8 protein-coding genes are annotated in these 18085 nt (G+C 62.2%); 4 read left to right on the forward strand and 4 right to left on the reverse strand.

Annotated features, from left to right (window positions below):
* The first annotated feature begins 11 nt into the window (after positions 1 to 11).
* From NCW75_03835 to tssA, 4 genes are read left to right on the forward strand one after another with little or no spacing between them, the layout of a single operon-like run.
* Positions 12 to 923, forward strand: coding sequence for a hypothetical protein (locus tag NCW75_03835; protein UYV13419.1), 912 nt, complete (start codon positions 12 to 14; stop codon positions 921 to 923).
* Positions 920 to 2920: a hypothetical protein gene (locus NCW75_03840; protein ID UYV13420.1), complete on the forward strand. Its 2001-nt coding sequence runs from the start codon at positions 920 to 922 to the stop codon at positions 2918 to 2920. Before NCW75_03835 ends, NCW75_03840 begins: the two co-directional genes overlap by 4 nt.
* A gap of 44 nt (positions 2921 to 2964) precedes the next feature.
* The gene (locus NCW75_03845) at positions 2965 to 11598 is read left to right on the forward strand and encodes a filamentous hemagglutinin N-terminal domain-containing protein (GenBank protein ID UYV13421.1); all 8634 of its coding nucleotides are present in this window, start codon (positions 2965 to 2967) and stop codon (positions 11596 to 11598) included.
* Positions 11595 to 12680 (forward strand): type VI secretion system protein TssA, encoded by a 1086-nt coding sequence (gene tssA, locus NCW75_03850; protein UYV13422.1) that lies wholly within the window; start codon positions 11595 to 11597, stop codon positions 12678 to 12680. The genes NCW75_03845 and tssA overlap by 4 nt, the downstream gene beginning before the upstream one ends.
* A gap of 9 nt (positions 12681 to 12689) precedes the next feature.
* On the opposite strand, the gene NCW75_03855 is transcribed toward tssA, so the two are convergent.
* The 4 genes from NCW75_03855 to NCW75_03870 all read right to left on the reverse strand — a co-directional run bounded on the left by NCW75_03855 (position 12690) and on the right by NCW75_03870 (position 18070).
* Positions 12690 to 13094, reverse strand: coding sequence for a DUF4150 domain-containing protein (locus tag NCW75_03855; GenBank protein ID UYV13423.1), 405 nt, complete (start codon positions 13092 to 13094; stop codon positions 12690 to 12692).
* 42 nt (positions 13095 to 13136) lie between these two features.
* A complete protein-coding gene (locus NCW75_03860; GenBank protein ID UYV13424.1) occupies positions 13137 to 13769 on the reverse strand; it encodes a DUF3540 domain-containing protein in 633 nt (210 codons plus the stop codon).
* 179 nt (positions 13770 to 13948) lie between these two features.
* The gene (locus NCW75_03865) at positions 13949 to 15802 is read right to left on the reverse strand and encodes a pentapeptide repeat-containing protein (GenBank protein UYV13425.1); all 1854 of its coding nucleotides are present in this window, start codon (positions 15800 to 15802) and stop codon (positions 13949 to 13951) included.
* Positions 15803 to 18070 (reverse strand): DUF2169 domain-containing protein, encoded by a 2268-nt coding sequence (locus NCW75_03870; protein ID UYV13426.1) that lies wholly within the window; start codon positions 18068 to 18070, stop codon positions 15803 to 15805.
* Between the last annotated feature and the right edge of the window lie 15 nt (positions 18071 to 18085).

Below are 18085 nucleotides of genomic sequence, written 5' to 3' on the forward strand. Positions count from 1 at the left end.
GGATTGCTGTAATGCCCGGCGTGTTTGGATCTGTGCGAGACTGGCTACGGGGTTCGCCAGACGATCGCCCGCCGACCGCCCGGCTTGCGGTCTTTGGCAAGCATCCCGGTTGGGATGACCACATCGACGACATCGGGCTCGACACGGACGAACTCATTATGGTTCGGCGCATGTTGTATACCGGCGGCATCGCTTCAAACATCGATTCGGGCTATTGGGGAAAGCTCGAACCAGATGATCGGATCGCGAAGTTCGGACATGTGTTTCTATGGCAGGTTGGCCGAGTGTCGCTCGTTGGTCGGCTGTGGCCAACCTCCGACGGGAAGGGCCGGACGAAGTATCCGATGGTGGCGTGCGCTCAGATAGAGGGGCTGCCGCCTGCTGTCGCGATCAAGGTTGCATGGCCCGAGCTTGAGCGGCTGGAATCGGGCTGCGCCGCAACAACTGATGCGGGCGCTGTGCGGCAACTCACAGTCGACGCGGGCCAGAGCCTCCAACGTGCGGTTGCCCAACATCTCGAGACGTTGCTTCGCCCCGAAGAGGCGATCGCGGCGCTCCGAACGTCTGGAGTGTTCCCGGAACAGGGGCTCCAGCGTGTGATGTACCGCCTTGACCCGAACCGGACCGGCCTGCTCGACGACGCGTATCCCGAGGTGCGTGTGCCATCGATTGGCCGTGATGCTAATGCGTTGGCGGCGTGGGTGACGTTCCTCTCGCTGTGGGGTGGCTCGCCGTCGCGGCTCTTGATCCATGGGTTCGAGGGCGGCTGGATCGACACGATCCTGGGCGCGGCGCGGCCCGCGGCACTCTCGTGCCTCCTTCGGTCGCCGCTTAGCCTGCCGCTGACGAGTGAGGTTCCGTATTCCCTCGAACCCTCCTTCCTGAGTTGGGCCGATCACGCACTGACGCAGGTGGGCCAATGACCGTTTCCATCGTCATACGCCAGCAATTGGTCACACTGATGGTGTTGGTCTGCGTTGTGGCGTCTTGTCGGGTGCATGCCGCTCAAGTACCCGTTGAGCCGGTACCCGAGGAGGTGCCCGATGTGCAAACTCAGGTCGAGGCCGGCGATTCCGATCGCGAGCTCGATACAGGACCCGGCCCTATTCCGAGCGTTCTCGCCGAGCCCGCCTACCCGATCACACGGATCCTCCTCCAGTACGCCGACGACCACTCTGGCCTGCCCTTGCTGCTTGGTGCCCGCCAGATTCCGATCGAGTTGGGTGTTGCCCCTGACGGATCGCTTGCCTCGCCGCACGAAGGCCTCCAGACCGTCACGCTGCTGCTCATCGACCTACGCGATGATCAGCAGGTCGTCTTGAGGGCGAGCGCGATCGACGTGATCGCTTCGGCACTGGTTCGGTGGTTCAACGCGCAGGACATCATCGGTGTCTATGTCACGACAGAGGGCAGTGATGTTGACCCGTTCACGCGAGAGGATCTGCGTCCTGCGGACCGGCAGAGCCTCCGACTGGTGATTCGCGTCGGCCGCGTCACGTCGATTGCCACGATTGGCTCGGGCTCACGGTTCCAACGCACGGCCGAGGGCAGTACTGTAAATCTACCGCAGCACGAGCCAATCATCGAGAACTCGCCTATCCAACCCTGGGAAGGTAGTGGGGAGCGTCGGGATCTTCTAAGAGCCCGCGAATTGGATGACTACGTGCTCCGCTTCAGCCGCCATCCGAATCGTCGGGTTGATGTGGCGGTGGCGGCGGGGGCGGAGCCCAACGAGGCGGAGTTGCAATACCTCGTGCGTGAGAACAGGCCGTGGTCGCTCTTCGCCCAGGTCTCGAACACGGGCACGTCACAGACCGGAGAGTGGCGCCAGAGGTTGGGATTCAGCCACACTCAGCTGACCGGCCGCGATGACATCTTCCAACTCGACTACATCACCGCGTCGTTCGATGGTGCCCAAGCGGTCGTTGCGAGCTATGACACGCCCTTGGGGAGCGATCGGGTGCGTTTCCGGGGGAGTGCTTCGTATAGCGAGTTCCAGGCGAGCGACGTAGGAGCCGCAGACGAGACCTTCAGCGGCGAGAGTGTCTCGGTCGGCGGCGACGTGCGCGTCAACGTGTTCCAACGCCGCGAACTCTTCGTTGATGTGTACGGCGGAGTTCGTTGGTCAGGCGAGCGCATCCGAAACGACGTGATCGACATTACGGGAGATGAGAACTTCCTCCTGCCGCGTGTGGGCGTGTCGGTCGAGCGGAGGCGGGATACCTCATCGCTATTCGCTGATGCCCATCTGGAATTCTCGCTGCCGGGCATTTCTGCGACCAGCGCCGCCGGCGTTGAACGGCTCGGCCGGATCGATGTCTCGCGCGATTGGTATGTTCTTCGGGGCCAAGTGGAAGGATCAACGTTCCTCGAACCGCTGCTTGATCCGCTGGGGTGGAGGGACGTATCGACCCCAGAGACCTCGACGCTCGCGCATGAAATCGCAGCATCGCTTCGTTGGCAGTACGCTATCGACTCTCGGCTGATCCCGTCGTCGCAGTTCCAGTCCGGCGGGTTCTATTCCGTTCGTGGCTATCCCGAGTCAGCTGTTTCGGGCGACAGCGGGGTGATCGGGAGCGCCGAATATCGGTATTACTTTGCTCGATCACTCCCGGTTGAGCCGGAGCCACGTCGTGCGATGGGGCAGAAGTTCCGGTTCGCTCCGCCCCAGCCCTATGGCCAGGCCGATTGGGACCTGATCCTCCGGGCGTTTACGGACGTCGGGTTCGTGACCGACACAAGGGCACTCTCGTTTGAGGGGAACGATACACTTATCGGGGCTGGAGTCGGTGCCGAGCTGAGGTTTGGCCGGAGTGTGGGCGCACGGGTCGATCTGGCGTTCCCACTCCGCGATCTCGAGTCGGCTGGCGTAAAGAGTTGGGATGGCCGCGTGCATTTTTCGCTCACCGTGGTCTATTAGAGGTGGGGCATCCGCGTTTGCGCGGGTTCTATAGGGGGAATGTCATGGATGCTCGCCAATCTCGTCCTACGTCGGATCGGATCGGTCGTCTTCTCGTGCTCGCGGGGACGACGCTGACAGTGCAAGCCGTTGCTTTGGCTGGCCCCGAGGGCGGCCGCGTGGTGCATGGTGGGGCATCCATCGAACGGGCCGGCCCTATAACCACGATTCGTGCCCAGAACAACGCGATCCTGGCGTTTGATCGATTCGATATCTCGGCCCACGAGACGGTGCGCTTCCTCCAGCCGACAGTGAATTCGCGGGTGCTGAATCGCATCACCGGGAACGATCCGTCGATCATCGCCGGTTCATTGCTCGCCAACGGCCAGGTCTACATCGTGAACCCGGCGGGCATCTACTTCACTGGGACTTCGATCGTTGATGTGGGCGGGTTGTATGCCGCTGCGGGCAACATGACCAACCAGGACTTCCTGGCCAATGTCGACACCTTCACGCTTTCAGGGGTGGTGTCCAATCACGGCCTGATCCAGGGCTCGGCCATCCACCTCCTTGGGCGTGAGGTCGCGAACCACGGGACGATCATCGCCGACGAGGGCATCGTCGCGCTCGGCTCGGGCGACGAGGTGCTGATGGGTGCGCCGCGGACGCGGATCTACGCGAAGCCGCAAGTCGGGCCGAGCAACAAACCCCACGGGAGTGTTGAGAACAGTGGCAACATCCAGGCCGAGCGGGTGGCCATCGGTGCGGGTGATCTGTTCAGCGTGGCCCTACGGAGCAGTTCGAGTATTCAGGCGCGGCAGGTTGAGATCCGTGCCGGCCGTGGCTCTCGCATTGATGTCGCAGGTGACATTGATGCCAGCACGAGCGAAACTGGCCAACACGGTGGAGCGATCACGGTGGTTGGCCAGCGTGTGGCCGTGGATGACGCGACCCTTGATGCGAGCGGCCCGGGTGGTGGAGGGACTATCGAGATCGGAGGCGGGTATCGAGGTGCGGGCGAGCATCGTGCGCGCCGCGTCTCCATCGGATCTGGCACCACGTTGCGCGCCGATGCGACCGCGTTCGGTGATGGCGGCCGTGTGATCACCTGGGCCGATCATTCAACGACGTATGACGGCCTTGCTACGGCCCGGGGTGGACCTGAGGGCGGCGACGGCGGCCTCGTCGAGACCTCGGGCAAGGTTCGGTTGCGGGCGGCGGGCCTTGTCGATGCGAGCGCGCCGCGAGGGAAGGGGGGCCTTTGGTTGCTCGACCCGCTCGATGTTGTGATTTCTGACGCAACGACGACGCCTCCGGTCGGCGGAGTGTTCAGCCCCGGAGCCAGCGGTGCCACGGTGTCGGCCACGGATATTCGCGACGTGCTCGAATCTGGAACGAACGTTCTCGTGACGACCGACGTCGCTGGACCCGAAACCGGGAACATTACCTGGCTCGCCGGCAACCCGCTTGTGGCATCGCTTGTGGGTGTTCAGACGCTGACTCTGGACGCCAACGGTTCGATCGATCTCCAATCGGACATTACGGCGACCGGGGCGGCTCTTGATCTGGTGTTGGAGTCGGGCACTGGCGTGTTACCCGATTCGGTCGGCGATGTCGGGCTGGCCGACGGTATCTCGATCGATCTGAACGGCGGTGTGTTCACGGCCAGCGGTGCCGGGGCGTTCATTGCGGGTCAAACGCACACAATTGCGGCCTCGGCATTGGCGTTCGACTTTGATGGCAACGTCACTCTGCGGAATACCTTGGATACGAACCTCGCAGCATCGAGCACCGACGATACCTTCGACATAACGGCCCCGACGGTAACTGTCGCGGGCACGCTTGCGGCGGGTAACGGTGTCGTGCTTGACGGTGACGCCGTGCTGTCCGCGGATCTGTCCGCTGGAACTGGGGGTGTACGCATCACCGGAGCGACAGCTGTCAGTAATGATGTCGGTGTATCTACTACGGGTGGCGGGGATATCGAATTCTCGGGCGTAGTTGATGGTGCTGTGGCCGGCGCGAACGATCTTGATCTGTCGGCCGGTACGGGGTCGATCACGCTTGGCGATGATGTGGGTGGCACGACACGCCTCGGCGGGTTCACGATCAACTCGGCAAACGACGTGAATGCGACCGCGATTCGCTCGTCCTCGCTGCAGCAAGTGAGCGGCACTGGAACGACTTCGATCTCGACGCTCAATGTATCCGGAGCTTCGGGTGCGACGCTTAGTGGCGCGGCGTTCGATCTGGGCGCGATCGATGCTGCGACCGGCGGGCTGTCGATATCGGCGTCGGGCGACATAGACCTGGCGGGGTCGCTTGATGTTGCCGGAGACGTTGACGTGGTCTCAGGTGGTGTCGCAACCGTGTCCGGATCGTCGTTCGATGCTGCCTCGTTTCTCTTTGGTGGGGCCGGGTCCGCGAGGATCGGTTCGGACGTCAGCTCCAACGGAGACATTGTGTTCGATGTCCCGTTGCAACTCACCCAGGCAGCGGTTTTCGAGTCTTCGGTCGGCAACATCGAAGTAAACTCGACGCTTCAAGCCGGGGCGAACGATCTGGCATTGTCCGCGAACGGAATCAACCTCTCGGGTGGGGTTGGTTCGGTCGGTGGCACCGGAAACATCACGTTCCAGCCAATTGGGAACGGCGATTCCATCGGCATCGTGTCGGCAGGAGACTTGTCGATCTCTGGCTCGACCCTGGCCGCGTTGGATGACGGGTTCTCGAGAATTATTGTCGGTCGCGGGAGCGGCGCGCACGACATCGCCATTGGGGCGGTGAGTTTCTCTGACCCGGTCTTGTACAGAGCACCCACTGGTACGGCTTCGCTTGATGCCGGGCTTACCATGACCGATCTTGCGGGCGTGGAGTTCGACGCAGGCGAGTTGGTTGTCGCTACGGCTCTCGGTGTTTCCACCGATGGTGGCTCGATCACGGCCGGAGGCGTACGTCTGGCTGACGGGATCGGCGCTGCGTTCAGTTCGGCGGGTGGTCATATCCTGATCGATGGCCCGCTGCTCGGGACGGCAGGAGGAGCAGCCGAGTCGCTTGCGTTCGATGCCGGTGCCGGCGACGTCACTATTGATGGTGTGGTGTCCGGTTTGTCAGATCTGTCGTTCTTGTCGGCTCGGAACGCTTCATTGCAGTCGGTCACGCTCACGGGCACGCTGGAAACGACGGCATCGCTTACCGGAGATATGGCCTTCGGGGGTGCAGTGGATGTCGCTCGATTGGACGTGTCGGCCGCTACGGTGAGTTTTGCTGACGCATTGTCGAGTACCAACGAGATCGTGATTGCCACGCCCGGTGGAGCCACGCTCTTCGCGTCGATGGACGCGGGCGGGGATATCACGGTGGCCGGCCCCGTCGAATTGCGTGGTGATGTAGAGAGTGTCTCGGGCGACGTCACACTAACCGGTTCGACATTGCTCGGATCGACGGTTTCGGTGCGTGCTCTGGCGGGGACACTGCAACTCTCGGCTGTCGATACCGATGGGAACGATCTGGGATTGCGCGCCGGTGAGATTGATCTGGCTGGCGGAGCCTCGAGCGTGGGGGGTGGGGGAGCCCTTTTGATCGAGCCGGCAAGTGATGGGACAGCCATTGCATTGGGGTCGGCGGCCGGGGTGGGAAGTGGCCTTGATCTCGGGCAGGACGACCTTGATGCGCTCGCCCTCGGGTTCGATTCGGTGACGGTCGGTCGGGCAGCGGGCTCGCATTCGATCCAGATCGGCGACACGACGTTTCGCAACTCCACCGTGCTTCGATCGCCAAATGGCCAGTTGGCGGTTTCGGGCATCGTCGATTCCAGTGGCTCGGATCTCACACTCACCGGCTCGACGCTTCTGGGCAACACGATCCTGACGGGCGGTGGCGATCTGCTGCTCACCGGCGGGGGCGTTACGCTGCAAGTCGACGGCGTGCTCGACACGACCAACGGCGGTGCGGGCGGTGCCGTCACGATCATTGGCGACGTTGATTCGGCCGACGCTACGATGCCGCGAAGCCTGGCGATCACGGCAGGTAGCGGCGATGTCACGCTTGGTGACACGGGAAGGACGCGGTCGCTGGCCTCGTTCTCGCTTGGAACGACCGGTGCGGCTTCGCTGGGTGGTCTGGTGGTCAACGGCGACCTAGCCATCACAGCGGCGGATACGATGTTCCGTGAGAGCGTAACTGCTGGTGGAGACGCGACGATTACGTCGGATGTCATTATCACAGGTACATTTGAAGCGAACCAGGATCTTGTGATCGCCGGCAGCGTTGTGCTTTCGGGCGATTCGATACTCCGCAGCGGGAGTGGGGCCGTACGTGTCGACGGGCCGATCGAGGGTGATTCGTCGGCATCACCGCGCTACTTGACTATCGAGGCGAGCAACGGTGATGTTGAGTTGCTCGGTAGCGTCGGCGCGGCTGGCGGTGTGGGCGATGTGGTGATTGACAGCGGTGGCACAGTTTCGGCGCAGTCCATCCGATCGGCGGGCGACGTGTCGCTCAACGGTGCGGATCTCCTGCTCGGGGGTGGGCTCGTGGCCACAGGCTCGGTCGAACTTGATGGGCCGCTGCACCTTGGTGGAGACATCGACGCTGGCTCGAGTGTGCGCGTCAACAATCGTTTGACCTTACTGACCGATACGGAGGTGCGCGGTGAAGGCGTTCAGTTCTTCGGTACGATCAATGGGGATCACGAGCTTGCCATCGATGGGCGAGGTGATGCGGCGGAATTGCGTTCACCGGTTGGTGGTACCACGGCCTTGTCGAGCCTTCAGATCGGAGGGGCGTCCGCGAGATTTGGAGATGTCCTGCTCGACGGAGCGCTGGTTGTCGATGCCGCCGGGGACGTCTCGTTTGTTGGCTCGGATGTGGTTGCGGGTTCGATCGATATCACTGGTTCGCGGTTGGTTATCTTGGGGGCAGCGGCGCGCGAGCTTCGAACGACTGGTGGTGTACTCAGGCTACCAGACATAGAACTCGGTGCCAGTCCCGTGCTCACGCTGGCCTCTTCCGGTGGCAACATAGTCGTGTCGGGCCTGTCATCGGTATCGCAGGGATCGCTTGACGCATTCGCGGGTGCCGGCACCATCGAATTGGGCGGCGCATCCGGGCTCGAACGAATCACGATCGTCGCTCGGGACGTCGACTTGACTGGTTCCATTGAAGCGGACGAGTTTTCGCTGCAACCCTCCAACGCGGCGAGGCCAATCGTGCTTGGCGGGCCGGGTGGTTCGGCGGGCCTCGAACTCTCTGCGGCAGAACTCGCGCGATTGTCGGATGGATTCCGCTCGATCGTGATCGGCCGGCCGGACGGGACGGGTGGCATCGATGTTCTCGGAGGGACTTTGCGAGCCCCGCTCGTTCTCGACGGCGGGCTCGGTTCGGTTCGCGTCAGCGGGTCGCTTGCCGGCGTGGGCAACGCAATCCTCACGGTTCGTGGTAGCTTGATTGAATTCGGTGGTAGCATTACGACTCAGGGAGGTGCCATCCTATTCGAGGCCCCGGTGCTTCTGTTCGCGGACTCTTCGCTCGTGAGCCAGGGTGGGGACTGGAGCACGGCAGATGGCATTGAGGGCGCGTTTGCGCTCAACGCCGATGTGGGCTCTGGGGCGATTGACATTGGCGACGACGTGTCGGTCGCCTCGCTCGATCTCTCGGCGGCGGCTATTGATCTCGGGAACGAGACTCGAACGAGCGGCTCGCAGCGATTCGCTGGGGTGCTTCGTCCGGGCGAGCGACTCGTCGGCGGTTCGATCATCGTGCTGGGGCCGATGCAACTCACTGGTGACACCCGTATTGAATCGAGCGGAGACGTCGAGCTCGGCGCGGTTGACGGGAATGCGGCGCTCGTGATCCGCGCGGGCGATCGAGCCCAAGCAGGACCCATCGGTGGCACAACGGCGCTCCGATCGCTCGACATCGAAGCCGCAAGCGCGTTTCTGGAGTCGGTCCGCACATCCGGCAACGTCCGCGTCCGAGCGGGCGATATTTCTGTTGGTGACAATCTGCTGGCTCAGGGTACTGGGTCGATCTTGCTCGATGGCAGTGTCGACGTGGACGGTGCCGTGACGATTCGGAGCAATGCCACTGGGGCGGATGCCATCGTGTTCACCGGCAGAGTGGATGGTGAAAGTGACCTGCGCCTGCGGGCACCCAACGGCGACATTGCTCTGGCCTCCTCCGTTGGCTCGGAACAAGCCCTACGAACCTTTGATGTTGGTGCGAACTCGATCAGGGTCTCAGACGTTGCCACGAGCGGAATGCAACGATACGACGCTGGGGCACACGTGTCGGGCACACTAACCGGATCCGAGATCGCGTTTGAACGGGGTATCACCCTTGTCGGCGATACGAGTCTGCTTGGCACAGGCTCGGGTGGTGTTCACCTGCTGTCGACTGTGGACGGAGCGTTCGCCCTCGATATCGATGCCGACCAAGGCATTGTGCAACTGGAGGGCCCAGTCGGAACGACTGTGCCGCTGGCTCGCTTGTCTTTATCCGGCGAGACCAACAGGATCGGAGACGTGTTTACCGCGGGTGAACAGACGTACAACGGAGCGACCGAACTTCTCGGAAACCTGGAGGCGGTTGGGCCGGTCCGTTTCCAAGGTCGCGTAGTGCTGCCAGGTGACGCTTCTGTTTCGTCACATGTCGACGGCGGCGTTGGCATTGAACTCCTCCAAGGCGCCGATGGGCCGGGATCACTCACGCTCAGGGCACCGAACGCAGGCGTGGCGCTGCTTGGTCGCCTTGGTGAAGAAGCCGAGTTGGGCATGCTGACGATCGTAGAGTCCATGCGGACTCGGATCGATGGATCCGTCCGGGCGGATTCGGTCCGAGTCCTCGACGGGCTCGGTTCGGTGGTGCTCAATGGCTCGCTGGTGGCAACGGGGACGGGGGGCATCGAACTCACTGGGCAGAACATCGCTATCGACGCGAGCATCGCCGCACCGATGGGCCCTTTGGTTATCAACAACGCGGGCATGCTTGAGCTGAACGAGAACTTGGACCTGGCGGGCGTGTCGGTCTTGTCACAGGTCGGCTCTGGCGGCGTCCGACTCGGGACCGACATTTTGATGCCCGATGGGTCTGTGTCGTTCCTCGGGCCGGTGTCGTTATTGGAAGATCGTCGGATCGACGCGCAGAGCATCGAGTTTCGAGGGGCCGTTGATTCGGACGGCACCGCACGATCTCTGTCCCTTTTGAGCCAGGGCGATGTTTCGCTCCTCGGGCCCATCGGGCTGGATTCGACACTCGCATCTCTGGAGACGGATGCCGGCGGAGCGACTCGGCTTGGTGCCGACGTCGTTGTGCTCGGGGCCGTGACATTTGGCGATCCCGTCGTGCTCGTGGGCGATACCTCGATCCGTGCGGGCGAGACTATCAGCTTTGCGGGAGCCATCGATGGCGTGGCGGGCAACCCGGCCGACTTGGTACTCGCGACCGATGTCTCCGGTGATGGTTCGGACGGAGCACCGTTGCCGATCGTCGAGTTTGGGGGGGATGTTGGAGCGGTGGTGCCGATTGGCAGCCTCAGCGTGAATGCTGGCGGCCGAGACTCGGTGCCCGTGGTTCCCACGATTCTGCGGACTGCCGAGGTTGTGGACGGCCAGGTGGTTCCGGGCTCGGGTGACCTCCGCATCGTCTCGCTTGGCGACATCGAGTTCGGTGAGTTCGAGAAGCTCTCGGTGCTTGGTGACGTGGCGCTCAGCGCCGAGGGGTCGGTGACGCTGGGTGACATCACGGCGCTTGGCGAAGTCCGGGTGACTGCACCAGAGATCCGCCTGCTCTCAAGGCCAAGCGGTTTTGTGCTCACCAGGTTCGACTTCCTCGATGAGGATTCCGGTGTCGACTTCGTGTCTGGAAGCGGGTTCACGTTTTCGACCGAGCCGGTGGTAGTTGGCGGCGGGCCCGCACCAAGCTTCGCTTCACCTACAGGCGGCGATGATCGCCTGGGCACGCTGCGATCCTACCAGCAGCGTTTGTACGGTGAGGTCGCGCTGGAAGACATGCAGGCCGGTTCCACACGGCTCGATCTTCGATCCCTGGGGCCGTCGAACACGAATGTGGCCGAGGCCCTGGCCGGCGCCGCACCGCGGGTCGCCGGTGGCGACGCGGTGGAACGTGATGCGTTCGTTGATGCGGCCCAGCGTGCGAAGTTGCAGCGACTGGGTATCTTCGCCCGTGAAACGCCGGGTACGACACGTTGGCAGGCACTCGCTGGCCGTGCGCTGTATGAGGACTACGGCAGCTTCCATCGTGTGGGCGAGTTTGCCCGGGCCGAGGTCAACGAGGTTACCGTCGATCGGCTCTCGGGCGACCGTGTCCAGCGGGCCTTGGATGCGTACGACGCGATGTTTGCATCCGCCGAGGGCGAGGCAAGCAACGCGGCGATGCTGCGTGAGATGCTGACTGACGAGGTCGAAATGTATCTGACCGAGCAGGATGTTGCAGCCACGCTCGGCGCAGCCTTTGCAGAGCATGTGCAGCAGCAAGGCACGCTCGTGGATGATTTGCGTCGGCTCAGCGGGCTCCGCCGCGAACTCGAAGCGCTCGGACTGAGCCCGAAGGAGCGTCAGGACGCATGGGGTGTGGTGTTGGGGCAGGTCCGGCCCGAGTTCATGCTCACCTCGGAGTTCGAAGCGTTGCTAGCCTATCTTGATCGCCCCGTGAGCCTTGAACAGGAAACCAGCCCATGAGTACGCTCGACCTGGATGTGATTCTCGCCGGTGTGTCAGTAGAAAATCCATGCGGCGAAGACTTAGCCTACGACGCGGACGCTGTGGCGTTGTTCGATCTGGCCGCCGGAACACCCGAGCGGCAGATTGGCGATGTCGTAGTGCCGGCCGAGGAGCCCAACTGGGGCGAGGTCAAGAACAAGGCCACGGCGCTGCTCGGGCGCACGCTCGACCTGCGTGTCGGGATGCAGGTCCTGGCTTCGCTGATCGAGACCGAGGGCTTCGAGGGATTGCGCATTGGTGTGGCGTTGATTCGGGGCATGGTCACGCAGCATTGGGATGGTGTTCACCCGAAACTCGATCCCGAGGACAACAACGATCCGACCGAACGCATGAACATCGTCGCTTCGCTCGCGGCCCCGCCGGACGCCTTCGGCGATGACTCGATGCGCATCCAGGCCCGGATACGAGCGTGCCCTTTTACGGCGTCGGCCAGCCTGGGTCGATACGGGCTGCGGGACCTCCAGTTGGCCAGCGGTGAGATTTCGACCCAGGCCGATGAGGAGTCTCCGAGTATCTCGACGATTAAGGCTGCATTGGCCGATACACCCGCCGAGCAGCTCCAGCACTCGCTCCAGTGTCTCCAAGAGGCAATCGAGGGCGTTGACGAGATCGATCGGACGCTGACCGAGCGTGTCGGAGCCGGTAACGCACCGGACCTGAGCGCGTTTCAGAAGCTGCTTGAGACGATCGCCGAGCACATCCGTTCTGGTCTCGGAGAGCGCGGCTATTCGGCGGACTTAGGGGGCGAAGCTGATGGCGAGTTGCCAGCGGATTCCGCTGGAGGCGCCGCAGCCATTGCGGCACCAACCGCACCTACTGGCGCGATCCAGTCTCGACAGGATGTACTGGACGCACTCGACCGGATCTGCGCGTATTACGTTTCCAGCGAGCCTTCGAGCCCTGTGCCGGTGCTCTTGGTTCGGGCACGGCGGTTGGTCACGATGTCGTTCGTCGATATCGTGCGTGACCTGACGCCCGATGCGGTGGGGCAGATCGAGTTACTCGCCGGAGACCGGTCTGTGGCCGACGAGGATTCTTGATAGTTTCGGTTATGGGCTGACGAGGATTAGTGACTGACTGGGGACGCTCTGGGCAAACGCAGGCACGTTGGGGTTGCTCCCGTTGAGGCCCATCATTCCGGTCTGGTAGCCAACGCCTTTCCCTTCAACTTGCACCTTGGCGCTGACCTTCTTGTAGACCGCTGGTCCCATGAACACGCCCGACATCACGCCGCCGTTGCTGCCGGCAGAGTCGCCGGTGGTCGAGGGTGTCTGCGATTGCAGCAGTACGACGGGCTTGTTGCCGAAAGTCACTTTCGTGGATACTTGGGTCGCCTGCGGCAGCATCGCGATGCTTGGGTAGGGGATCGGGACTGGGCCTACTGGCGTGGGCGTGAGGCACACGTTCGGCATGGCGATGACTTGTCCGGCCATGGTTGTTGAAGCGGGGAACATCGGTTGATCACTCCCAGGCGTTGAGTATGGGTTAGCTCAAACTCAGCCGAGATGGATCTTGGCACCATCAATACGCGTGGTTTGCTGCGAACGCATGTGGGTGCGTCCACTCCGAAGATAGAAGCCCTCTTGGACCACCAGACGCATACGAGAAGCCGTTGCCTGGGCGAGGCGTGATACATCGGAGAAAAAGTCTTGCGTACGGCAGATGACCGTACTTGAAATACTCTCCAGCCGATCGACAGAGGCACGTACCGAGCCAAACACCACGGAAGCTCTGGTGCCGGCGATCGAGAACTGGCCAACGCTGGCGTTCGTGGTTGTGGCAGCGATGTCGAGCCGTTCTGTTCCAACACGATACTCCCCGGAGCCAAGAATTGTCGAAGCACGAGGCGTCATCGTGCGCACCATGCCAGCGCTGACGAGATCGATGCCAGTGCCTCCAGAGATGTGTACACGCTTTCCGGACGCCAGCGTCAGATCGCCCGCAGGCGTTGCGACTTCCAAGTCGCCAATGCCAACGAGTCGTACCTTGGAGGAATGCTCGTCGTACTCGAGTACGGCTTGGCCATTGATATCCAGTACTCGGATCGTGCTGCCATCGAACTCAACTCGGGTGCGTGACTCTCCGGGGATGATTCCGATTACGTATCCCTCGCCGTTCGACGCGGTCACGACCAACGCCGAGTCGCCCCGAACACACGTAGTTGACGCGGCATTCACTGCCCACAAAGCTTTGCCATCGGGGTCCTGAACACGGATGCGACGCCCGTTCTCGGCTGTTGAGAGCACGGCCATCGGTGTGGGTGTGGCTGGGTACGTCTGGGTAGGGTTCATCGGGGCATGCTCCAAAATCATGAATCCGTTGAAAAGTCTTCGGCCTGGGCCAGCGCGGGGTCGGTTTCGCGGACGCTATCACGACTCGTGCCCGCCCACACGGCACCGTCCGCCTCGACGCGATGCAGGTTAGAGCCAGAGATGTCGGTGCCGGCGAACGTTGCGGCTCGAATATTCGCGTGGGCGAAGTTGGCGTACGGAATCTGGGCGTTGTCGAGTTTCGCATTGCCAAGATTACACCCCACAAATTGGATCCCTTGGCCACGAGCACCAAGGAGCGACGCCGAAGCTGCAACTGCTCCCGTCGCGTTCCAGCCATCCAAGATGGCATTGTCGAGTTTGATTCGCGCAAGGTTGGCGTCCAGAAACTGGGCGTTGGTCAGGTTGGCCGAGGTGAGCACGGCTCCGGCGAAGTTGGCACTCAGTGCTCGCACGCCGCTGAGGTCGACTCCCGAGAGATCACTCCCGCTTGCGTCGGCGGCACACAGATTGCAGTTCGCGAGGCTTCCCCCTCGCATCGCGACTGTCTTGAGCGAAACATGTTCGAGGTTAGACAGCGTGATCTCGGTGCCGCGGAATCGCACGTCGTCGAGGTTGCCTCCCGACAAGTCGGATTCGGTTATGCGGGTGCCACTCAAATTAGCGTTCGACCATAGGGCATCCGTGAAGACCGATCGGGTGATCGAGGCATTGGCGAGTGATGTGCCCTTTAAACTCGCCCCAACAAAGGTACTCATGGTGATGAACGAGTCGGTAAGGACCGCTCCGGATAGGTCGGCGGCGTCCGCATTGGTCGATTCGAGCGTGCACCCGGCCAGGATGGCACCAGATAGATCAGCGTCAGAGAGGTCGGCATGTGACAGGTTGGTCTGTGAGAGGTCGGCTCCGGCAAGTTGGGCTCTGGTTAACTGCGCTCCCACAAGCGTTGCCCCACGAAGCGAGTTGCCGCCGAGTATCGCATCGCTGAGGTCGCAGTGGGAAAGATCGCAGCCCTCCATGTTGTGGCCTCGGACATCGGTGCCTGGGAACGAGCAGCGCTCTAAGCTGCTTGGGAAGACAGTTCGGCTGATGGCACAACAATCAAACCGTGCGCCTTGAAGTTCAGCCTTCGACAAATTGGTTCCGGCTAGAGTACTTTGGGCAAAATCTGCGTCTTGGACGCTGGCGTCATTGAAAACAACGTCAGTGAGATCGCACGAATCCCAGCGAGTTCTGGTCGCGCGTGCCGACGTCAGGTTTGCCCGGGCTAATTCACAGTTTGAGAATACGGTGGCTACGAGTGCCGAATTCGTTCCATCTATCGACCCCAATCGCATGTGATCGACCACGGCTCCGGATAGATCTGCGCCGACGAAGCTCGCACTCTCGAAGGTCGGAGCTTCAGGAAGAAAGTTCATTCGGCTGCTTTTCGCATGTTCGGCGGCGGCAGCTACGACGCTACTTTGGACCGGCTCGGGTAGTGGCGTCGGTGATTGTTCTGCGGGCGGGCGCGACCGAAAAATTGCCTGTACAAGGACCGCGCCGGAGAAATTGCTCTGGGCACCGTGACAATCGATGAATCTCGAACCTATCAAGACGGCATTCGAGAAGTCCGATTCTTGGAGATCGCACTCTACAAACTCGCAACCAATCAGATTCGCTCCGGCCGCGTGAGATCCGGTGAGCCTCACACGCTCGAATCGTACTGTATCGAGAGACCAGCCGGACATGTCGATGCCTGACAGATCGAGGTCGGCGACAATCGCACCCGGATGCAACGCCGATTCACCCGCGAACCGTTCGACCTCCTCGCGGGTGCGTGGGCACACGGCTTCAGTGCGTTCCTTGAACTCCGCCGCGTTAAAACCCTGGTTCTGCACGGGGGTGTCCACTCAGGCCCTCCCCGAGGCAAGGCTCGTGCCCGAAAAATCGGTGCCAGTGTGTGAAGCGCCATTGAGTTTGGTCTCGAACAGATCGGCTCCGTACAGGCTTGCGCCGTCGAGTTTGGCATTGGTGGCGATCGCACGCTCGAGCGAGGCTTCCATAAGGTTGGATCTCGACAGATCGGCGGCGACGAGTTTGGCCTTGTAGAAGCGGAGTCCACGAAGGTCGGCGGCGATCCATGTCGAATCCTGGCCCTTTATCTTGGCGAAGTTGCCGCGCACGAACTTGGTGCCGTCGAGTTTCGCGTTGCTCAGGTCGGCACCTTCCCATTGGCTTTCGGAGAGCTGTGCCAGGCTGATGTCTGCCTGAGTATACACGGCACCGTTTGCCCGCAGTCGATCACCGAGCACCTCACAGAAGCAAGATCGAGTTGCGTTCGCTCTTTCAATGCAGGCATCGATCATCGTTGCGCCGCGGAAGTTCGTATTCTGGCATGAGGTGTCGGCGAGATCCGCCGAGGTCAGATTTGCCTTTGACATGTTCGCGTTGTCAAGATTCGCTTCGGGGCAGATCGCACTGACGGCGGAGGCTCCCGAAAGATTGGCGTCGGCGAGGTTGGCTCTGCTCAGGTCGGCATAGTCGAGGCATGTTCCGGACAGATTGGCTCCGGAAAGGTCAGCGCCGCTTAGATCGGCACCGGTGAGGTCGGCCCCGGAAAGGTCGGCACCAGTGAACTTGGCTTGCGACGCCTGTGCGGCGGGTAGCTTCGCCTCAGGCATCTTTGCGCCGGAGAGATCCGCCTCCTGCAGGCGCGCGCCCGACAAGTCCGCGGCTGGCAGTTTCACGCCGGGAAGGGACTGCGAGCTCAGATCGACGCCGGCCAAACTCGATCCTTTGGCGGCGTGGGCACCCAACTGCTCGGCAAGGGGAATAGTGGCCGGGCTCGCTTCAGGGGCTGCGTCGGCGGACGTGTTGCTGAGTTCGGCCAGAAGTTCACGCAACTCTTCGATGGTCTGGTCGTCGAGGCCAGCGTGTTGCATCGCGGGTACTTGAGATTCAAAGGAAGGTGGCTTGGCGGCCAGTGCCTCCACATCGATGCCAGACTGGGCCATGTGTTCCTCGACCTGTTCGGCAATCTCCTTGGCCTGCTGTTCGGTAAGGCCGCTCTGGCTCGGTGCTTCGGGCGGTGGGGCAGTTTCGGCGGGTGGCTGCTCGGGCACGAACGGTGCCTCTTCGGCGGCGACCTGGGTATCTGATGCAGCCATCCATTCGGCTTCGGCTTTCGGCGGTTGGGCCAGTGGCTCGCTGCCGATGAGGACGTGGTCGATTTCCTCGTGCTCCTCGTCGGTGACGGTGGTATGGCCACGCCAGACGAGCGTCACAACCATCTCGTCGGTGTCGACCCAGAGCGTGTCGAGGTGCATTGGCACCTCCTGCGAACCCTCTTCGTCACTCTCTTCGGTGGGTTTGCGCGTCACGAAGCACCGCACCCGTAGGCCGGGCAGTGTCCCATCGAACTCGGGTTTGTCGGCCACGAGGTTCTGGAGGTAGACGCGCTCGTCGCCCTTCAGGTAGTCCACCTGCATCGGCGGTGGGGCGGCGTTCCAATACGTTGGGTCGAAGTCCTCGGGGAACCAGGGCCAGCGTGTTTGCAGGTAGTCCTTGCGATACGTGCCAAGTTTGCCCGAGCGGAGGGCCCAGTCGCGGGGCAAAGGGCCGAAGCCGGCGGGGGTGGGGGAGTGAGTCGGGCTGCCGATGAGGTCGTGCGGATCTTCGATGTTCGGCAGGCGATGCTCCCGCTCGCTGTTTGCGCCGATGCCGATGGGATTGGCCTTTGAGTTTGCTCCACCGAATGCTCGGTCGTAGGTGATAGACATCGTGGTGAAGGGCTCGGGGTCGGACCGGATCGGCACGAGGCCCAACATCTTCTTCTGCCACCGGCGATCGCCGAACACGCCTAGCAGACGCTCGGTCTGTCCGACGCGGAACAGGACCGGGCAGGACTGCAACGCCTGGCCGCTGGGCGTATGGCAGTGGCCGACGAGCAGGAGGTCGGCCTTGGGCTTGAAGGGCACGAACTCGCCCTCGTATCGCAGCCGATCCTGGTCGTCGAGTACGTCGCCGCCAATGGCCGGTTGTTCTTCGAGCGCTTCGGCGGGCTTGCCCTCGACAAGCTTGAACGTGCCCCGGACGATCAGGCTCAGCGAATGCGCAGGGAACCCCAGCCGGCCATGCATCATGGCGAAGGGCATCGGGGTGAGATTTTGGATCTCCATGCTAGATTCCGGAAC

Origin of the sequence: Phycisphaera sp. (assembly GCA_025916675.1) — a bacterium.
Lineage (GTDB): Bacteria > Planctomycetota > Phycisphaerae > Phycisphaerales > UBA1924 > JAHCJI01.

What these genes read in the sequence shown, in the direction of transcription:
- NCW75_03845 (UYV13421.1), top strand. Translation starts at nt 2,965, where the DNA reads ATGGATGCTCGCCAATCTCGTCCTACGTCGGATCGGATCGGTCGTCTT.
- NCW75_03855 (UYV13423.1), bottom strand. Translation starts at nt 13,094, where the DNA reads ATGTTCCCCGCTTCAACAACCATGGCCGGACAAGTCATCGCCATGCCG.
- tssA (UYV13422.1), top strand. Translation starts at nt 11,595, where the DNA reads ATGAGTACGCTCGACCTGGATGTGATTCTCGCCGGTGTGTCAGTAGAA.
- NCW75_03840 (UYV13420.1), top strand. Translation starts at nt 920, where the DNA reads ATGACCGTTTCCATCGTCATACGCCAGCAATTGGTCACACTGATGGTG.
- NCW75_03870 (UYV13426.1), bottom strand. Translation starts at nt 18,070, where the DNA reads ATGGAGATCCAAAATCTCACCCCGATGCCCTTCGCCATGATGCATGGC.
- NCW75_03835 (UYV13419.1), top strand. Translation starts at nt 12, where the DNA reads ATGCCCGGCGTGTTTGGATCTGTGCGAGACTGGCTACGGGGTTCGCCA.